Below are 17216 nucleotides of genomic sequence, written 5' to 3' on the forward strand. Positions count from 1 at the left end.
CACCCTCTTCCACCGCTTCCGACCTCCCTCGAAGGGCGATATCCCATGCGCATCACCCGATCCCTCACCGCGGCGGTCACCGTCGCCGCCGTCCTCGCCGTCTCCGCGTGCGGCGGCACCGGCGGCGGGTCCGGCTCCGCCGACACCGTGACCGTTTACAGCGCCGACGGCCTGGCCGACTGGTACAAGGCCGAATTCGCCGAGTTCACCAAGCAGACCGGGATCAGCGTCTCGCTCGTGGAGGCGGGCTCCGGCGAGGTGGTCTCGCGCGCCCAGAAGGAGAAGGCCAACCCTCAGGTCGACGTGCTCGTCACCCTGCCGCCGTTCATACAGCAGGCGCAACAGCAGGGTTCGCTCGCGCCCGCCGGAATCGACACCGGCTCGGTGCCCGCCGAGCTCAAGGCGAAGGACGGCACCTACTTGGCCGTGGTCAACAACTACTTCGCGATGATCCGCAACACCGCCGCGCAGCCCAAGCCCACCGACTGGGCCGAATTCACCGGCCCCGCGTACAAGCAGAAGATCCAGTACTCCACGCCCGGCAAGGCCGGTGACGGCACCGCCCTCCTGCTACTGCTCCAGCAGATCATGGGCGAAGAGGCCGCGCTCGCCTACCTCACCGATGTGCAGCCCAACAACGTCGGTCCGTCGACGTCCACCGGCAAGCTCGGCCCGAAGGTCTCGAAAGGCGAACTGAGCGTTGCAAATTCGGATGTGCAGATGGCGCTCGCCGCGATCGCCGCTGACAAGGTGGCCTACGAGGTCTTCTACCCGTCCTTCGCTGGGAAGCGCAGCACGCTCCCGCTGCCCTACTACATGGGGCTCGCGGACAAGGCGCCGCACGCCGCGAACGGCACCAAGCTCATGGAGCACCTGCTGTCCAAGGACGTCCAGCAGAACGTTCCCGCCCGCGCCTGGGGCGCCCCGGTACGCACCGATGTCACCCCATCGGGCCCGCAGTGGGACGCTTTCCGCGCAGCGATCGACGGCGTCGAGATCTGGTACCCGAACTGGGATCAGGTACTCACCGGGCTCGACGCTGATATCAAGGCCTACGAGAAGGCCACCGGCCAGTGACCCGCCCGGAAGGCGTGATCCGCGCGCCGCGGGGACTCGCCGACGACGAGGTGGACCGCACCGTCCGCCGTCGAGCGGCGGTGCGGCTGGACCGGGTGAGCGTGCGTTACGGCGACACGACGGCGCTGCGCGAGTGCAGCTTCGAGGTTGCCCGCGGTGAGACCGTGGCACTGCTCGGTCCGTCCGGATCGGGAAAGTCGACGGCGCTCAAGGCGATCGCCGGCTTCGAGCAGGTGGCCTCGGGCTCCGTGACGATCGACGGGCGCGATGTGACGCGCCTCTCGCCCGCCAAGCGCGGAATCGGCATCGTGGTGCAGAGCTACGCCCTCTTCCCGCACATGACGGTCCGCAAGAACGTCGCCTTCGGCCTCACGGCCCGCGGCGCCGACCGCGCCTCCGTCGCGCCTCGCGTCAACGAGGTGCTCGCGATGGTGGGGATGAGCGACTACGCCGACCGGCTGCCCGCGCAACTGTCCGGCGGACAGCAGCAGCGCGTCGCGATCGCCCGCGCGCTCGCGACCCGTCCCGGCGTGATCCTGCTCGACGAGCCGCTCTCGGCACTCGATGCGGGCATGCGCAAGGACATGCTCGGCGAGTTGCAGCGGCTGCGTGCCGAACTCCCCGAGGTCGCCATGGTCTACGTGACCCACGATCAGAGCGAGGCGCTGGCGCTCGCGGACCGGATCGCCGTGATGCGGGATGCGCGGCTGGAGGCCATCGGGAGCACCGTGGAGCTCTTCCACACTCCGCCGACCGCCTTCACCGCCACCTTCCTCGGCGGCGCCGATGTGCTCGCGGTCAGCGACGTCCGCGACGACGGGCTCGGATTGCGCGCCGCCTACGGATCCGCCGTCCTCACCACCACGCGCACGGCGCCGGCCGGAGCGGACCGGATCGGCTTCGCGGTGCGCCCGTGGGCGTGGCGATTCACCCGCACCGCACCGGCCAACGGCGTGCGCGTGACCGTCGAACAGGAGCAGTGGCGCGGCGCCGTCCGGCATCTCACCGCACGGGTCGCGGATACCGGCCAGTGCATCGGCGTGGACGTCCCGGTGCTCACCGAGGCGCCGATGAAGGCCGAGACGCTCTGGGCCGCAGTCGACCCCGCCGAGGTCATGGTGATCCCGCTCGACGAGGCGGGGGCATCCGCATGAGCACCGCTGTCGTCCGGCCGCTCATCCCGGCGGGCGTCGGTGTGCCGCGCTGGGTGTGGGCCCTTCCGCCGGTCGCCCTCATCCTCGTGGCCGTGGTGTACCCGCTGACCGGGATCGTCGCGCGGACCTTCACCGATAAGGCCGAGCGCCCGGCCGGCCTGGCCACGTGGCGCGAAACCCTCAGCGAAGGCGCAGTTCTCCGGGCGCTGGGCACCACCGTGCAGGTCGCGGCCCTGTCCACGATCGGCTGCCTGGTCGCGGGGACCTTCCTGGCGCTGGTCCTCGCCTTCGTCCCGTTCCCGGGTTCCCCGGCGGTGGTGCGGCTCATCGAGGTGGTGGTCTCCTTCCCGAGCTTCCTGATCCCGCTCGCCCTGGGAGTGCTGCTCGGCCCGGTGGGCGTGGTGAACGCGGCCGTCTCACCGCTCGGGCTCTCGACGGGATCGTTCACCACCTCGCTGTGGGGCGTCGTGCTGGCGGAGATCGCCTTCTACACACCGTTCGTGGTGCGACCGATGCTCGCCGCCTTCGGGCAAGTGCCGACGGCGCAGATCGATGTGGCCTCGTCGCTGGGTGCGGGCCCGCTGCGGATCGTCGCCCGGGTGATCCTGCCCGCCGCGTTCCCCGCCCTCGCGGCCGCCGCCTCGCTGACCTTCCTGCTCACACTCAACGAGTTCGGGATCGTGCTGTTCACCGGCGCCAAGGATGTGATCACGCTGCCGATGCTGGTGTACACCCGCTCGATCGTGGGGCAGGACTTCGCGACCGCGGCCGTGCTCGCCACGGTCCAGCTCGCGATCTCGGTGGCGGTCTACCTGCTGTACCGCTCGCTCACCCGGAAGGTCCGCTGATGCTGGTACGGAACGGAGCGGCCCGGGTCGCGGTGTGGCTCGTCTTCGGCGTGGTGCTGCTGGCCCTGGTGATCACGCCCGTCGTGGTCACGCTGGTCACCGCGTTCAGCGCCTCCTGGACCTCGGTGTTGCCGTCGGCGCTGACCACAGACCACGTGCGCGACGCCTTCACCCCGGAGAACGCGGCCAGCATCGGGGTCTCGGTGCAGACGGCGATCATCGCCTCCGCCCTGGCCGTCGTCGCCGGCACCTGGGCTGCGCTCGCGGTGCCGGGGCTGCCACCGCGCCTGCGCGGCGCGGCGGACGCCTTCTTCCATCTGCCGGTGGCGGTGCCGTCGGTGGTGGTGGGTCTCGGTGTGCTGGTGGCCTTCTCGGCGCCGCCCGTGATTCTCGGGGGTACACCCGCGATCGTGATCCTGGTGCAGGCGATCCTGGTGTTCGCCTTCGCCTATTCGATGGTCTCCGCCGCTGCGGTCCGGCTGGATCCGATGCTGGACAAGGTGGGCGGATCGCTCGGCGCCGGGCCGCTGCGGCTCCTGGTGCAGGTACGACTCCCGCTGCTGTTCCCCGCCATCGCGGCGGCGTCGGGGCTGTCCGTGGCGCTGTGCATGGGTGAACTCGGCGCGACGATCATGGTGTACCCCGCATCCTGGCGCACCCTGCCGGTCACGGTGTTCACCCAGTCCGATCGGGGCGACATCTTCGGTGCCGCGGCCAACACCACGCTGCTCGTGTTGGTCACCGTGGTGATCCTGGGCGGGCTCTCGGCGCTCCGGCGGCGCGACCGGAGCTGACGGCCAGCAGGGTCGAGACCACATCACGCGGTGGGGCGTCCTTGCGCCGCACCGCGCGCAGCTCACGCCGCAGATCGATGCCGGTGGTGGGAATCTCGACCAGCCGACCGTCGCTGAGCTCCGCCGCCACCGCGAGCTCACTGAGGACCGCGGCGTGGTCGCCGACGCCCACCATGATCTTCACCGCGGCGTTGGTGCCTAGCGCGACCGCGTCGGGATTGGGCGAGAGGTTCTTCCGGGCGAGTGCCGCCACCAGTGCGTCGCGGGTGCCGGCCCCGGGTTCGCGGGTCACGAGGGACAGGCCGGTGAGTTCCTCCGCCGTCACCGGGCGGTCTGCGGGCCGCCGGGTCAGACGGTGTCCGGGTGCCGCGACGAGGACCAATCGGTCAGTGCGGACGGTGCGAGAGGCCAGGTCGCGGGGCACCGTCGGGCCCTCCACGAAACCGAGGTCGGCGATGTGCCCGCGCACGTCGGCGAGGACCGCAGCCGTGTTGCCGACCGTCAGGTGCACCGGCTCGTCGGTGTGCTCGCGGAGCCGCGCGAGCCAGGCCGGCATGAGGTACTCGGCGATGGTCTGGCTGCATGCGATACGCACGGTGTGATCGGAGCGCAGCGCTTCCGCACCGGTCTGCAACGCCGACATCGCCGCCACCACCGACCGGGCCCACTCGGTGACGGCGGCTCCCTCCGGGGTCAGCTCGGCGCCGCGGGTGCGCCGGTCGAGCAGATCGAGGCGGAGCTGCCGCTCCAGGTGCCGCAACCGCGAGCTGGCGCTGGGCTGGGAGATCCCGCATTCGCGCGCGGCGGCCGAGATCGACCCCAGATCGGCGACCGCGACCAGCAGGCGCAGTGATTCCACCGCGGGCATGTCCATAGTGTCATTCTATGGGTAGATAGACGAGCTGTGGCTACCGGAAGGGAAGTTCCGAGGCCAGTGTGGTCGGTATGCACGTGATGACCACCGCCCCCAGCGCCGTCGAGCCCACCCGGTCCGGACTGCTGCGCGATCTGCGGAGTCCGTGGCACGCCGTATCCAACCTGACGCCGAACTGGTTCGCCTCGGTGATGGGTACCGGCATCATCGCCAACGCGGCCGTGGGACTGCCCGTGCACGTGCCGGGCCTGCGCGCGGTCGCGGCCGCCGTGTGGGCGCTGGCGGCGGTCCTGCTCGCGGTGCTCACGATAGGCACCGTCGCGCACTGGGTCCGGTATCCAGGATTCGCCCGCAGGCACCACCGTGACCCGGTGATCGGAAACTTCTACGGCGCGATGGCGATGGCCTTCCTCACCGTCGGCATCGGCGCAATTCTGGTGGGCCGGGATTGGATCGGGGTGAGCGCCGCGCTCGTACTGGGCGTGGGACTGTGGGTGATCGGCAGCGCCTTGGGCCTGTTCTTCGCCCTCCTGATACCGGTGCTGATGCTCCGCGGTGGCCACTACCGTGCGGATGCGGCGTTCGCCGGATGGCTGATGCCCGTCGTCTCCCCCATGGTGACCGCGGCAGGCGGCGCAGCGCTGATGCCGTACACCGCCGAAGGGGTCGTGCGCAGCTCGCTGCTCTGGTTCAGCTACGGCTGCTTCGCGTTCACGCTCCTCGCCTCCCTCGTGGTGCTGCCCTCGGTGGTGGTGCGCCTCGTGCGCGGCCCCGCGTGGGCCGCGCCCGTGGTGCCGACCGCCTGGATCGTGCTCGGCCCGCTGGGGCAGTCGATCACCGCCGCGAACGGCCTCGGTTCCGCCGCGCACGTGGCCGTCGGCGCGGATCTCGCCACCGCCCTCCAGCGCTTCGGCACGGACTACGGCTGGACCGTCACCGTGGCGGTGCTGATGTGGACGGGCGTGGCGCTCCTGCTGACCGCGCGCACCGCCCTGGGTACCGCGGAGGGACTCCCGTTCGCCCCGACGTGGTGGTCCTTCACCTTCCCCGTCGGCACCTGCGTCACCGGATTCTGCGCGATGTCGGCGGCCACCGGCGCCGCCGGGTACGCCGTGCTCGCCGTCGCCTACTTCATCGGCCTGGTCGTCGGCTGGGTCGCCGCCGCTCGCGGTACCGTCAGCCGGGCGCTCGTCAGCGGCGCTCTGCTGCGGCACCCCGATCTCGCGGAGTGAACTCCCAGCCTTTCAGCAAGCCATTTCCCTTGCGTTAGCCGGATGCAAGCTCGTAGACTTGCGCGATGATCGTTCTCACCGCGGACCAACGGGGCAGCCGCTCGGACTCCGATCGAGTCGAGGCGGCACAGGCCGCCCTGGCGCCCTTCGGCTGGCTTCGCCCGCCCGACCGTACTGCGGGTGACGAACTGCAGGCCGTCACCGACGATGCGGGCGTCGCGGTCGATGCGGCCCTGGCGCTCCTGTCCGACGGGCACTGGAGCGTCGGGATCGGGACCGGACCGGTCGAGACACCGCTGCCCCCGCAGACGCGGGCGGGCCGCGGCCGCGCCTTCGAGGCGGCACGTGAGGCGGTCGAGGCGGCCAAGGGCGCGGCGGTTCCTCTGCAGGTCCGTGGCCACGACGCCCACGCTGCGGCCCGCGCCGAAGCGATCCTGTCGGTGCTCGGCCTTATCGTGGGCCGCAGATCGAGGGAAGGGCAGGAGGTGGCGGCGTTGTTGAACACCGGCATCACGATCACGGCCGCAGCGGAACGGCTCGGCGTCTCGCGGCAGGCCGCCTCGCAGCGGGCGGCCGCGGCGGGGTGGGCGGTGGAGCCGGCGGGCCGGTCGCTCGCCGTCGAACTGCTCACGGAGGCCGATGCGGCGGCGGAGGCACTCGGATGATCGTCGCGGTGGTCGTCCTGCTGGTGCTCGCCGGCGTGGCCGGAATCCTGGCCGGCAGGGCGGGAACGGACGGCCGAGCGGGACTGATCCGCGCGGCGGCGCCACTGGTCTTCCTGGCGGCGGCTGCGGTCGTGGCGCTGGCCGCCCCCGCGGCGAGCGGATTCGGGCTGGCCACCGTACGGGTGGCGGCGGTGCTCGCCGCCATGGCGGGAGGCAGCGTTCTGGTCACCGCCACGTTCGTGCTCGCCGGTGCCAACGGCCGGGAGCAGGAGGAGCCCACGGAGGCACCCGCGAGTGTCGCCGGCTCGGCAGCAGCATCCCCGGAGGAGGCCGTCGAAGAGACCGATGCGGAGGTGGTCGAGGAGCCGCTGCGCGGCGGGCTCGCGATCGGCATCCTGGAGCGCGCGGCGATCGCCGTGTGCATCCTCGCCAATTTCGCCGCCGGCCTCGCCGTGATCGTGGCGGCGAAGGGACTGGCCCGTTATCCGGAACTGCGCAACCCCGGCGCCGCCGAGCAGTTCATCATCGGCACCTTCGTCTCGGTGCTCTGGGCTGCAGGCTGTGCCGGGGTCGCGGTGGCCGTCGGCAGGTAGCTCAGGCCTCTTCCTGCGGCTCGGTGACAGGGAACCCCGGTTGCTGCACCTGATACGGCGAGCGCTGCGGCGGAGACACGGGCAGTGGCGCCGTCATCGGCTCCGGTGCCGCCGGAGCGTGGGGCGGCACGAGGCGGTCGGCCGGTGCCTCGGTCACCACGACCGGGGCCACGGGTTCCGGATTGTCGAACCAGCCGTCGGTGTCGATCTCCCGGTGCTCCTCGGGCTGCTGCTCCTGCGTCGGCTCGAAACGGAACACCCCATCGGCGCCCTGGGTTCCCAGGTTGCGCATGAATCCCTGCAGCGCGGCGTTGAAGTCGCTCGGCACCACCCACACCTTGTTCGCATCGCCCTGTGCCATCTCGGGCAGCGTCTGCAGGTACTGGTAGGCCAGCAGTTCCGGTGTCGGCTTGCCCGATTTGATGGCCGAGAACGTGGTCTCGATCGCCTTGGCCTCGCCCTGCGCCTCCAGATACGCGGCGGCGCGGCGGCCCTCGGCACGCAGAATCTCGGCCTGCCGATCGGCCTCGGCCGCGAGGATCGCGGCTTGCCGCTCACCCTCGGCAAGCAGGATCCGGCTGGCCTTATCGCCCTCGGCCGATTTGATGGCCGCCTCGCGATGCCCCTCGGCGGAGAGGATGGTGGCCCGCTTCTCGCGGTCCGCCTTCATCTGCTTCTCCATCGACTCCTGGATGGTGGGCGGCGGGAAGATCGACTTCAGTTCCACCCGGGCGACCCGCAGGCCCCACCGCGACGTGGCCTCGTCCAGCACGCCGCGCAGCTGGCCGTTGATCTTCTCGCGGGAGGTGAGCGTCTCTTCCAGAGTCATACCTCCGACCACGTTGCGCAGGGTGGTGGTGGTGATCTGCTCGACGCCCACCACGTAGTTGCTGATCTCGTAGACCGCGGCCTCGGGGCGCGTCACCTGGAAGTAGACGACCGTGTCGATCTGGACCGTCAGATTGTCCTGCGTGATCACCGGCTGGGGCGGGAACGAGACCACCTGCTCGCGCAGGTCCACGCGGGCCCGGACGGTGTCGATGAACGGGATCAGCAGCGCGAGCTGTCCCGAGACCGTGCGCGTGTAGCGACCGAGCCGTTCGATCACTGCGGCCTGCGCCTGCGGCACCAACACCAACGATTTGAACAAGATGAACGCCGCTGCGATGACCAGAAGCACGAGTACGGCGATGCCGATTTCCATTGCTCTTCCCTTTCTTCGCCGGCGATCCGGCTCAGCTGTCCACGACAATGGCGACGGCGCCGTCGATCTCGACGATCGTCACCTCGACTCCGGCCGGGATGGGCGCACCGTCGTACGGTGTGCGCGCCGACCACTCCTCGCCGCTCACCAGAACACGGCCGCCGTCGGCGGAGACGTCCGCGGAGACCACGGCCTTCATTCCGGGGAGCGACTCCAGGTACGACGGCGCGTCGCCCCGCTTGCGTTCGACGTAGCGCCGCAGCGGAGGCCTGGCGAGTACCAGCAGTAACACCGAAGAGACCACGAAGACGATGCCCTGAGCCCAGGGCGGGAGATCGAAAACGCCTGTCGCCCCGGCGGTGACGAGCGCTCCGCCGCCGAGCATCAACAGCGTGAACTCGCCGGCCGCCGTTTCCGCGACGGCCAGCAGAATCGCTCCGATCAGCCACAGCGCCGCTGCCATACCTCGATCCTGCCAGAAGTCGGACATCGGTGACGGCGACCAGAATGAGTTAGGGTCACCTGAGTAGCTGATCGGAGGGGACGATGCACACCCAGGGCGAGAGCCGGTACTTCACCACGCGCGACGGACGGCGGTTGCACGCGGCGGTGCTGTCCGGTCCGGAGGCGCCGATCGCGGTCTTCGAGGCGGGGGCCGCGGCGAGCCGATCCTCTTGGGCCGCCGTACAACCCGCGGTCGCGCAGTTCACGACGGCGATCGCCTACGATCGGTCCGGCCTCGGGCGCAGCGCCCCCGATCCCGGTGCCCGCACCCTCGACCGGATGGCCGACGACCTCAACGACCTGCTCGACGACATCGGAGCCGACCGGAGGCCCGATCAGCGCTTCATCCTGGTGAGCCACAGCGCCGGAGGACCGATCGTGCGGCTCGCGGCCTCCCGCCGTCCCGACCGGGTGGCCGGCCTGGTGCTCGTCGATCCCACCGACGAGGCCGCAGACGTCTTATTCGGCACGGGATTCAAGGTCGTCGAGTCCGCGATGATCGCGGCGAGCCGGATATTGGCCCGTGTGGGTCTGCTCGGCAGACTCTTCGCCGGGCAGCTCCACGGTGCGCCCACAGACGTCCGTGCCGATATGGAGCGCGAGGCCTTCACGCCTGGGGTGATCGACACCCAGGCGAGGCAGGCGAAGACCTTCCTGCGCGAACTGAAGACTTGGCGTACGAACGCCCCCGCGCTCGGCACCATCCCGGTCACCGTGATCTCCGGGGCGAAACCAGGCGACGGCATGTCCGCATCCATGCGGGCCGCCGCGAACGCCTCGCACGCCACGCGGGCTGCGGCGTCGCCGGCCGGCAAGCACGTCCTGGCACCGAATTCGAGCCATTACGTGCCGCTGACCGACCCGCAGATCATCATCGACGAGATCCGCGCCCTCGCAGACTGATCAGAGCGGAAACGGCGGGGCGCCCACACCGACCAGTCGGTAGGTGCCCCACACCGTCTTGTCGGTCACCAACGCCGGCGCGTCGGTTCCACCGCCGACCGACACCGTCACGCTGCCGCGTGGCATCTTCTTCAGCGCCGCACCGATCTCCAGATCGTCGACGGTGCCGTACCAGTGGTACTTGCCGTCCAGGGGTTCGAGGTGTCCGGCCAATCGCACCGGCGACGACGCTTCGTAGTCGCCCGACCGCAGGATCGCGACGCCCGCGTACACGCCCTCATCGCGGACGTGCTCGTTCGACAGGTCGATCGCGTCCCGGTCCGGCCGCGACGGCGTGCGACGCCCCTTGCCGATCCAGCGCGCCGTGACCGGCGGCCGGGACAGCATCCGGGTGGCGCCCTCGGCGTAGGCCCACCGCAACCACGCCTGCAGCGTGGTCAGTTGCAACGCGCGCTCCGCGGTGCCCATCAGCACCAGGTTCGGCACACCGTCGATCAGCATGCCCAGGTACGCCCGGTCGGCGTCGTCCGGTCCGACCGCCGCTGGCGGACTGACGCGGGGGTCGAGCGCAGGAACCGTGATCGGCAGGCGCGCCCCGGAGACCACGAGCAGGTCGTAGTCGGTCTCCCCCGCCGCGGTCGTGAGCGACCACGCGTCCCGGTCGGGGTGGAACCGAGCGGCGATCACCTCCGACGGTGCCACGACGGTGCCGGCGAGTCCGGGCACCGCGGCGTCGGCGACGACGGCGATCCGCGCCTGCGTCACGCGAGGAACCCCGCGCGCTTCCAGGACCAGCGGGCGATGGGCCCCATGAGGCCGACGGATTCGAGGAACCGTCCCAGATCGCGGAAGCCGTCCTGCTTCGCCTTGAGGTGGTGCGGATTCGTCACCGCGGCGCGGTACGCCACCTTCGGATCGAGGCCGACGCGCGCGTACATCCGCGGGTTGGCGAAGAGCATCCGGAACCCGAAAGCCGCCAGCGCGTGCAGGTTTCCGACCAGGAGCGTCTGGGCCCGGCTCCGGGTGGGCATCCCGCGGCGGGCGCCGTCACGGGCGTAACCGATGTGCCGGGCCTCCTCGGTGACGTGGATCTGCATCAGCCGCGCCACGATCGGCTGCAGCTCGGGATCGTCCTTGATCTGGCGCTGCTGGGCATCGAAGATCTCCTCGCCGACCAGTGCGGCGATCCACACGGCCTGTCCCCGGATCACCGGTGCGAGAACGTACTTGACCACGCCGAGCTGCCAGCCGCGGAGCCGGAACGGGCGGGTGCCGATGCGATCGATCACCTTGCCGAACATCACCATGTGGCGGCACTCGTCGCCCATCTCGGTGAGCGAGTAGAAGGAGTCCCGGGAGGTGGGGTCGGCGGAGAGCAGCTCGCGCAGCAGCAGCCGGTTGAGCAGGTTCTCGAACCAGATGCCCATGGACAGCAGGTTGGTGACCTCCTGCTTGGACAGCTCGATGCGCTGCTCCTCGGTCATCTGCTCCCACAGGTCGGTCCCGTAGAGGGTGCACATGTGCGGCGGCAGGAAGTACCGGTCGGGGTCGATGGGGGCATCCCAGTCGATGTCGACGACGGGCGCGTAGGAGCGCTTGACGGAGCCGCCGAGCAGTCGGTCGGCGACATTCTCACGGGTACGTTCCGGCAGAGTCGTGTCGGTCATGTGGCGAACGTAACACCCGTGCCAGACAGAGTCCAGCATTGTGTCTATCCCTGCACGTCGCAGGCCTGTCTATTCGGCGAACTGCGCCCTGGCCGGGAGTACGAACATCCGGGCGTACCGTCGACCGGCTTCGAGGTTCGCCGTGCTCGGGCCCGCGTGGTCGGGGCCGTCCGCGGCACCGTCGACCGGCGGCAGCGGCGTGAGCAGTAGTGAATGCAGTTGCCGCACGAAGAAATCCGCGAAGGCCTCCACGTCGGCGTCGTCGCGGTACTCGCCGCGGCGGATCTCCCGCAGGAAGAACTGCCGCCCCTGCTGCATCTGCGGAGAGTCGCCGTGCACGTAGGGCAGCAGCAGGCCGGGGCTCACGGCGAGTACGCGCTGCAGTGCGCGGTGTTCCCGGAGGTACGCATAGGCGTAGGCGAAGCCCGCCGCGAGCCGCTCGCGGTTGTCCTCGATCCCGTCGGCGTAGTCGTGGATTCGGCTGTAGAACTTCTCCAGCTCGCTCGATACGACGGCATCGACCAGGGCTTCTTTGCCGGTGAAGTGTTGGTACAGGGTGGCCCGGGCGAGACGGGCGCGTTTGGCGAGCGCCCCCATCGAGATCCGGGTCAGACCCGCCTCGTCCACCCAGTCGAGTGCGGCACGCAGAATCTGCGCGCGGGTATCGGGTCGGGTCTGCGGTGCGGCCACCAGGAGATCGTAATCCGAAACAACTGCGATTCAGGACCGGAACACCCCAGTGCTTTACGATCACGAAGACCGCATCGAAGTAGTGTCAAGGGGACGTATGCAGGAACAGGCCACCGGCGGATTGATCCTCGCGCTGATCGCCCTGGCATATCTCCGACCGGGCCGGGTCGACGCACTAGGACGGTTTCGTGACTCCCAGCAGGCATTGGTCATCGCGGGGCTGGTGGTCGCGGTACTCGGAAACAGCGTCCTGGTGGCGGTGACGGAACCGGACAACGCTCTGTTTCGCGATCCGTCCTGGGCGGTGGTGCTCCCGCTCACCGCCGCCCTCGTGATCGTCGGTGCAGCGGTCAGTGTCCGCTCGGCCCCGTCCTCGCCGGAGCGGATGAATGCTCCGGTCGCGCCTGGTCGCAGGGAACTCATCGGCGTCCCGTCGATCTGTGCGCTGTATGCGCTGCTCGCGCTCTGGCGGGTCGTGGACGTTGGCCGCGGCAATCGGGCCGCGTTCGATTACGCCCCGCCATTGCCCCCAGCCGTGACCGATCGCTATGTGAATGAACCGCTTCCGACGTACGAGTCGTACGTTGCCGAGGGCTGGGTGGTCGCCGTCGCCTGCGCCGTCGTCGCGGTGGCGCTCACTGCGATGGCCGCGGCGCAGGGCATCGTCCGGCGTGACGACCCCGATCGCCCGGGAGTGGCGCAGCACGTCGCCCGATTGGGGGCAGCAGCTGCACTCATCGCAGGGACGGGTACCGCCCTCCTCGCGGCGGGACGGATCGACCGCATCGGCGCCGAGAACACGCGCCGCTACGAGAGCGCGCAGGTCATGCTGCGCGAGGCCGGCGTTTCGTTCGATGCTCTCGTCGCGCCCCGCAACCTCACGGGCGCGTCGAGCTCGCTCGAGAACGTAGCCAATCTGCCCAACCTCATTGGCTGGACGCTGCTGCTGCTGGTGATCGGCCGGGTGTTCGTCACCAACGGCATTCGCCGCCCGGACGGGGAGTTCAACCCTCCGGTTCGGTGACGAAGTCCACGAGCCGTTCGACCGCACCGATGAGTGAGGAGTCGAGGTCGCGGAACGAGGAGACCGCGCCCTGCACCCGGCGCCACCCGTCCTGGGGCGTGCCCCAGCCGAGGCGGGCGCAGGTACCGGTCTTCCAATCCTCCCCGCGCGGAACGTCGGGCCAGGCCGTGATGCCCACGGCGGACGGCTTGACCGCGGCCCAGATGTCGATGAACGGATGGCCGGTCACCATCACGTACTTGCCCAGCGACTGCGTCATCCGGGATTCCTTCGACCCGTCCACGAGGTGATCGGCCAGGACCCCCACCCGGCGGCCGGGTCCGGGCTGGAACTCCGCGAGACGGGCACCCAGGTGGTCCAGTCCCTCCAACTGCTCCACGACGACGCCCTCGACCCGCAGATCGTGCCCCCACACCCGCTCGACGATCGCCGCGTCGTGGATGCCCTCCACCCAGATCCGGCTCGGGAGCGCCACCTTCGCCTTGACTCCCTCCACGCGCGTCGACCCCGAGGCGCTGCGCTGAGGGCCCGACGCGGTGGTGACGCGCGGTTTGACGAGCGTCACCGGCGCGCCGTCGATGAGGAAGGCCGCCTTCCGCATCGCGAACAGCCGCACCGCACCGCGCGCGTCCTCGAGCTTGACGAAGTCACCGTCGTAGCTCTTGTCGAATCCGACCACGGCCCCGCAGAATCCGGTGGCCGCGTCCTCCGCGACGAGACCGCGCTCGGCCGCGACCTCGGGAACGGTGCGCGCCCGCTTGCTCGCGTGCCCGGCGTAGATGTCTCCATAGCTGTTCGCCACGCCGAACAACGGTAGTGCAGGAGGTGGCCCGAATCGGGGATCTACGGCGCCGGGTCGACGTACTGGGTGAAGCCGTAGCGTTCGTGCGGGCCGATGGCCCCGAACTCGAACAGGCCCTCCCCCTCCTCGGTACTCCCGTCCGGATGCCGGACGGTGCAGGACGCGAGGTACTCGATCGGGACCAGCATCGTCAGGTTCGGATCGAGCTCGGAGACGCGGAACCGGCGCCCCTCCACCTTCTGATCGCCCTGCCACATCCCGTGCCGCCAGTCCTGGTCGAGGCCGTAGCCGGTGCCGAAACCGAAGTGGTTGGCGGTGCGGATGCGCACGTCCACCTCGGTGCGCGCACCGTCGGCGGTGGTGAAGACGAGCCGGGCGGCCGATGCCTGCCGGGTGCCGCTGACGAAGTCGATCTCGTGCGCCACGTGACCGAGCCATCGCGGCTCGCTCCCGTCGTGCGGGATCCACGTGGCGTCCTCGACGACCGGCCTCCCGTGCACGTCCTCCTGCAGGACGACGCAGACGGTGGCCTCGGCGATGGTGAGCACCGAGTAGATCCAGAAGAAGTTGCCGGCCTCGGTGACGCGTCTGCCGGGCGGCTCCGCCTCGCCGACGGGACGCACGCCCCACGACCGGTCGCGGTTCCCGCGCCAGGTGCTCGCGTCGAACCGCTGCCCGTCCACGGTGAGTGCGCCCGCCCACGTGCCGACCTGGACGAATCGCTGGGTGTCGAAGGTGACCCGCTCCAGCTGGCGATGGAAGTGCCGGGGTTCGAGGTGCGCGGGACCGGTCGCGGTGAAGGTCAGATCGAAGGACAGGTCGTGATCCTCGCCGGGGTCGAGCTCCACCCGCAGCCGGGACAGACCGTCGATCACGGTGAGCCGCAGCGGCCCGACGACGGTGTCGGTGCGGTCGGCACCGAGCGCCTTCGAGGCGCGGAAGACGATCTGATCGTCGCCGTGCCGTGCGACGGCGAAGCAGTCGATCACGCCCAGATTCGGATAGACCCCGAGACCGAGAACCAGGAAGGGATCGTCGGCGGTTCCGTTGTGGGCGTTGAAGTAGTACCGGTCGTAGAAGTTCCGGTCGGAGGTGGCGGGATGCCGGACCACCTCCGCGACCTGGTGGATCGGGTAGTCGTCGAAGGGCGACAGCGGCGAGCCGCTCTTCGGATCCGCCGTCATCCGACGGACTCCCAGTACGTGCCGTCGATCATCTTCTCGATGCTCGCGCGGTGCAGGATCATGTCGTCGGGATTCTCGGCGGGCGCCGCCGCACCGAAATCGATGGCGCGGGTCTGGATCCGGTACATGATCACGCCGTGCACGATGGCCGCGTAAGCGGTGTAGAAGTCCATCTCGCGCGGGGTATGGCCGGTGGTCTGCGCGTACCGTTGCTCGACATCGCTGCGGCGCAAGAAGTCCGGGAGGCCCGGTAGGCCGGCCAGCTCGGCGAGGTCCTGGAAGAACCGGTGCAGGTACACGAACCAGCCCAGGTCCAGTTCCGGCGGGCCGATGGTGGCCATCTCCCAATCGAGCACGGCGATCGGCGTGTCCTCCGCGTAGATCAGGTTGCCGATGCGGGCGTCGCCCCAGTTGAGGACCGCGTCGTCGTGCGCCGGGAGGTGCTCGGCCGCCCACACCAGTGCACGGTCCAGGATCGGCGCCCGACGGTGGCCGTCGGCGGCCCAGTCGTAGAACTCGCCGAGGCGCCGCAGGTGTGCGGCCAGCGCGCTCTCCCCCGGCTTCTGTCCGGGCATCGGAAGCGGCGCCGCGGGCACCGGGACCGCGTGGATCGCGGCGATCACGTCCACGGAGGCGTCGCGCAAGGCCGCGCGGTCGGCGGTGGTCGCCTCGGGCCGCCAGGCGCCGAAGGTGTACGGCATCACGTCGGGCGGGACCTCGCCGTCGATCCGTTCCATCACCAGGAACGGCGCGCCCAGGATGGCCGGGTCCTCCTCGACCCACAGACACGACGGTGCGGGAACGCCGTGGTCGGCGGCGTGCCGCATCACGGCGAACTGCGCCGGCAGGTCGTAGCTGGGGAAGACCGGGTCGGATTCGGCGCGGGGCGCCACCCGGATCACCAGGCGACGCTCCTCGCCGCCGAGGCGGACGGTGCCGAGCAGCGTCTCGCTGGACATGCCGTTGCCCTCGGGGAGCTGCAGGTCCACGATGCGGGCGCCGGGTTCCCGGGCGTCGAACCAGGCCGCGAGCTGTTGCTGGACCTCCTCCGGTCGCCGCTGGGAGGAAGCCGGGCGGGCCTGCTCGGCGAAGGTCTCGGACTCGGTCATGCCGGTCAGGGTAGGCCCGTGAGCACTTTGCTAGAACATGTTTCACCGAATCGTCGGGGGGTCGCCCGTGTCGACCGTCCGCGCGAACGGGCCTACCCTTGATCCTCATGACCTCCGTGGCAACCCTCGCCCGACGCGCCACCGCGGGGCCCGCGCAGGGCTTCGCGGTGTGGTCCGCGGCATGGCTGGCCGGGTCCGCCGGCACCGACGACGTGCTCACGGCGCTCGCCGAGTGGGCACCTGTGCAGTCCGTGGTCGACGGTGATCTGCCGGATCTGCTGGCCGAACTGCGCGCACTCGATCCGCACACCGTCCGGCTGCTGCTCCCGGCCCCCGGCGACGCCCGCGGTCTCCCCGCGGGCACCGACCTGGAGGACGCGGCGATGGCCCGGGGCGAGGTGGTGTTGTTCGACGGCGCCACCGCGACCATCGCGCTGGTGCCCACGCCCGAGGCCGGCGACGTGATGCGCTGGCAGGCCTTCCTGCACGAACCGCCGCTGGTCAACCCCGATCCGATCGCCCTCGGTGCGGCCGAACACTCGCTGCGTGACGCGGTGCGCGAGGCCCCGTCGGCGCTGGCGAGCCTGCCCCCGGCGCCGGACGCGTCATCCGATCCGCGACGGCTGGTGATGGATCTGACCCGGTACCTCGGCGCACATCGTCTGCCGCACGGCGCCTCGGAGCGGGCGCACCGGGTGCTCGACAGTGCGGGGATGGTGGAGGCGATCCTGCTGGTGGCGGGTGCCGAGAATCCGTACGCCGGACTCACCCTGGCCTCCGCGCAGGGCGGCGACGCCGCCTACCGGGACCTGTGGCGCACCGTCCGCGCCGCCCGCGTCGCCGCCGTCAATGCGGTGTGCCGCGAGGAACTGCGGACCTCGTTCTGAAACCG

The 17216-nt window shown here is 70.4% G+C and carries 19 protein-coding genes; 10 read left to right on the forward strand and 9 right to left on the reverse strand.

Annotation, left to right across the window (positions count from 1 at the left end):
* The first annotated feature begins 45 nt into the window (after positions 1-45).
* From TTY48_RS17255 to TTY48_RS17270, 4 genes are read left to right on the forward strand one after another with little or no spacing between them, the layout of a single operon-like run.
* On the forward strand, positions 46-1077 hold the full coding sequence (locus tag TTY48_RS17255) for a 2-aminoethylphosphonate ABC transporter substrate-binding protein (protein ID WP_220658879.1): 1032 nt from the start codon (positions 46-48) through the stop codon (positions 1075-1077).
* On the forward strand, positions 1074-2231 hold the full coding sequence (locus TTY48_RS17260; protein WP_220658880.1) for an ABC transporter ATP-binding protein: 1158 nt from the start codon (positions 1074-1076) through the stop codon (positions 2229-2231). The genes TTY48_RS17255 and TTY48_RS17260 overlap by 4 nt, the downstream gene beginning before the upstream one ends.
* The gene (locus TTY48_RS17265; protein WP_374758718.1) at positions 2228-3079 is read left to right on the forward strand and encodes a 2-aminoethylphosphonate ABC transporter permease subunit; all 852 of its coding nucleotides are present in this window, start codon (positions 2228-2230) and stop codon (positions 3077-3079) included. Before TTY48_RS17260 ends, TTY48_RS17265 begins: the two co-directional genes overlap by 4 nt.
* Positions 3079-3873, forward strand: a complete 795-nt coding sequence (locus TTY48_RS17270) for an ABC transporter permease (protein ID WP_220658881.1) — start codon at positions 3079-3081, stop codon at positions 3871-3873. The genes TTY48_RS17265 and TTY48_RS17270 overlap by 1 nt, the downstream gene beginning before the upstream one ends.
* Here TTY48_RS17270 and TTY48_RS17275 read toward each other — a convergent pair.
* Positions 3818-4747, reverse strand: a complete 930-nt coding sequence (locus TTY48_RS17275; protein WP_220658882.1) for a LysR family transcriptional regulator — start codon at positions 4745-4747, stop codon at positions 3818-3820. The genes TTY48_RS17270 and TTY48_RS17275 overlap by 56 nt on opposite strands.
* Before the next feature lie 71 nt (positions 4748-4818).
* On the opposite strand from TTY48_RS17275, the gene TTY48_RS17280 reads away from it, so the two are divergent.
* The 3 genes from TTY48_RS17280 to TTY48_RS17290 all read left to right on the forward strand — a co-directional run bounded on the left by TTY48_RS17280 (position 4819) and on the right by TTY48_RS17290 (position 7237).
* Positions 4819-5979 carry a TDT family transporter gene (locus tag TTY48_RS17280; RefSeq protein ID WP_220658883.1) on the forward strand — a complete coding sequence of 387 codons (1161 nt, stop codon included), beginning with the start codon at positions 4819-4821 and terminating at the stop codon, positions 5977-5979.
* A gap of 65 nt (positions 5980-6044) precedes the next feature.
* Complete coding sequence (locus tag TTY48_RS17285; RefSeq protein WP_220658884.1) at positions 6045-6644, forward strand: hypothetical protein; 600 nt, start codon at positions 6045-6047, stop codon at positions 6642-6644.
* Positions 6641-7237 (forward strand): hypothetical protein, encoded by a 597-nt coding sequence (locus TTY48_RS17290; RefSeq protein ID WP_220658885.1) that lies wholly within the window; start codon positions 6641-6643, stop codon positions 7235-7237. Before TTY48_RS17285 ends, TTY48_RS17290 begins: the two co-directional genes overlap by 4 nt.
* Position 7238: 1 nt before the next feature.
* Here the strand turns inward: TTY48_RS17290 and TTY48_RS17295 are convergent, their stop codons facing one another.
* Together TTY48_RS17295 and TTY48_RS17300 are read right to left on the reverse strand one after the other, a co-directional pair.
* Positions 7239-8441, reverse strand: coding sequence for an SPFH domain-containing protein (locus TTY48_RS17295; protein WP_220658886.1), 1203 nt, complete (start codon positions 8439-8441; stop codon positions 7239-7241).
* Between the two features lie 31 nt (positions 8442-8472).
* Positions 8473-8904, reverse strand: a complete 432-nt coding sequence (locus TTY48_RS17300; RefSeq protein ID WP_220658887.1) for an NfeD family protein — start codon at positions 8902-8904, stop codon at positions 8473-8475.
* Positions 8905-8987: 83 nt separating this feature from the next.
* Here TTY48_RS17300 and TTY48_RS17305 point away from each other — a divergent pair, with 83 nt between their 5' ends.
* Entirely contained in the window at positions 8988-9848 is an 861-nt protein-coding gene (locus TTY48_RS17305) for an alpha/beta fold hydrolase (RefSeq protein WP_220658888.1), read from the forward strand.
* On the opposite strand, the gene TTY48_RS17310 is transcribed toward TTY48_RS17305, so the two are convergent.
* The 3 genes from TTY48_RS17310 to TTY48_RS17320 form a co-directional block, all read right to left on the reverse strand.
* The gene (locus tag TTY48_RS17310) at positions 9849-10613 is read right to left on the reverse strand and encodes a DUF4873 domain-containing protein (RefSeq protein WP_220658889.1); all 765 of its coding nucleotides are present in this window, start codon (positions 10611-10613) and stop codon (positions 9849-9851) included.
* Complete coding sequence (locus TTY48_RS17315) at positions 10610-11515, reverse strand: diiron oxygenase (RefSeq protein WP_220658890.1); 906 nt, start codon at positions 11513-11515, stop codon at positions 10610-10612. Before TTY48_RS17315 ends, TTY48_RS17310 begins: the two co-directional genes overlap by 4 nt.
* Before the next feature lie 69 nt (positions 11516-11584).
* Complete coding sequence (locus tag TTY48_RS17320) at positions 11585-12205, reverse strand: TetR/AcrR family transcriptional regulator (RefSeq protein WP_220658891.1); 621 nt, start codon at positions 12203-12205, stop codon at positions 11585-11587.
* 97 nt (positions 12206-12302) lie between these two features.
* On the opposite strand from TTY48_RS17320, the gene TTY48_RS17325 reads away from it, so the two are divergent.
* Entirely contained in the window at positions 12303-13229 is a 927-nt protein-coding gene (locus tag TTY48_RS17325; RefSeq protein WP_220658892.1) for a hypothetical protein, read from the forward strand.
* Here the strand turns inward: TTY48_RS17325 and TTY48_RS17330 are convergent.
* From TTY48_RS17330 to TTY48_RS17340, 3 genes are read right to left on the reverse strand one after another with little or no spacing between them, the layout of a single operon-like run.
* On the reverse strand, positions 13210-14031 hold the full coding sequence (locus TTY48_RS17330; RefSeq protein ID WP_220658893.1) for a DUF3097 domain-containing protein: 822 nt from the start codon (positions 14029-14031) through the stop codon (positions 13210-13212). The genes TTY48_RS17325 and TTY48_RS17330 overlap by 20 nt on opposite strands.
* 41 nt (positions 14032-14072) lie before the next feature.
* On the reverse strand, positions 14073-15215 hold the full coding sequence (locus TTY48_RS17335) for a hypothetical protein (protein ID WP_220658894.1): 1143 nt from the start codon (positions 15213-15215) through the stop codon (positions 14073-14075).
* Positions 15212-16324, reverse strand: coding sequence for a phosphotransferase family protein (locus tag TTY48_RS17340; protein ID WP_220658895.1), 1113 nt, complete (start codon positions 16322-16324; stop codon positions 15212-15214). Before TTY48_RS17340 ends, TTY48_RS17335 begins: the two co-directional genes overlap by 4 nt.
* Before the next feature lie 107 nt (positions 16325-16431).
* On the opposite strand from TTY48_RS17340, the gene TTY48_RS17345 reads away from it, so the two are divergent.
* On the forward strand, positions 16432-17211 hold the full coding sequence (locus TTY48_RS17345) for a hypothetical protein (protein WP_220658896.1): 780 nt from the start codon (positions 16432-16434) through the stop codon (positions 17209-17211).
* Positions 17212-17216: the final 5 nt, after the last annotated feature.

Source organism: Tsukamurella sp. TY48 (genome assembly GCF_019656655.1).
Lineage (GTDB): Bacteria > Actinomycetota > Actinomycetes > Mycobacteriales > Mycobacteriaceae > Tsukamurella > Tsukamurella strandjordii.

Coding starts and splice junctions, on each gene's coding strand:
- TTY48_RS17255 (WP_220658879.1), top strand. CDS start 46: ATGCGCATCACCCGATCCCTCACCGCGGCGGTCACCGTCGCCGCCGTC.
- TTY48_RS17265 (WP_374758718.1), top strand. CDS start 2,228: ATGAGCACCGCTGTCGTCCGGCCGCTCATCCCGGCGGGCGTCGGTGTG.
- TTY48_RS17270 (WP_220658881.1), top strand. CDS start 3,079: ATGCTGGTACGGAACGGAGCGGCCCGGGTCGCGGTGTGGCTCGTCTTC.
- TTY48_RS17275 (WP_220658882.1), bottom strand. CDS start 4,747: ATGGACATGCCCGCGGTGGAATCACTGCGCCTGCTGGTCGCGGTCGCC.
- TTY48_RS17280 (WP_220658883.1), top strand. CDS start 4,819: ATGCACGTGATGACCACCGCCCCCAGCGCCGTCGAGCCCACCCGGTCC.
- TTY48_RS17285 (WP_220658884.1), top strand. CDS start 6,045: ATGATCGTTCTCACCGCGGACCAACGGGGCAGCCGCTCGGACTCCGAT.
- TTY48_RS17290 (WP_220658885.1), top strand. CDS start 6,641: ATGATCGTCGCGGTGGTCGTCCTGCTGGTGCTCGCCGGCGTGGCCGGA.
- TTY48_RS17295 (WP_220658886.1), bottom strand. CDS start 8,441: ATGGAAATCGGCATCGCCGTACTCGTGCTTCTGGTCATCGCAGCGGCG.
- TTY48_RS17300 (WP_220658887.1), bottom strand. CDS start 8,904: ATGGCAGCGGCGCTGTGGCTGATCGGAGCGATTCTGCTGGCCGTCGCG.
- TTY48_RS17305 (WP_220658888.1), top strand. CDS start 8,988: ATGCACACCCAGGGCGAGAGCCGGTACTTCACCACGCGCGACGGACGG.
- TTY48_RS17315 (WP_220658890.1), bottom strand. CDS start 11,515: ATGACCGACACGACTCTGCCGGAACGTACCCGTGAGAATGTCGCCGAC.
- TTY48_RS17325 (WP_220658892.1), top strand. CDS start 12,303: ATGCAGGAACAGGCCACCGGCGGATTGATCCTCGCGCTGATCGCCCTG.
- TTY48_RS17335 (WP_220658894.1), bottom strand. CDS start 15,215: ATGACGGCGGATCCGAAGAGCGGCTCGCCGCTGTCGCCCTTCGACGAC.
- TTY48_RS17340 (WP_220658895.1), bottom strand. CDS start 16,324: ATGACCGAGTCCGAGACCTTCGCCGAGCAGGCCCGCCCGGCTTCCTCC.
- TTY48_RS17345 (WP_220658896.1), top strand. CDS start 16,432: ATGACCTCCGTGGCAACCCTCGCCCGACGCGCCACCGCGGGGCCCGCG.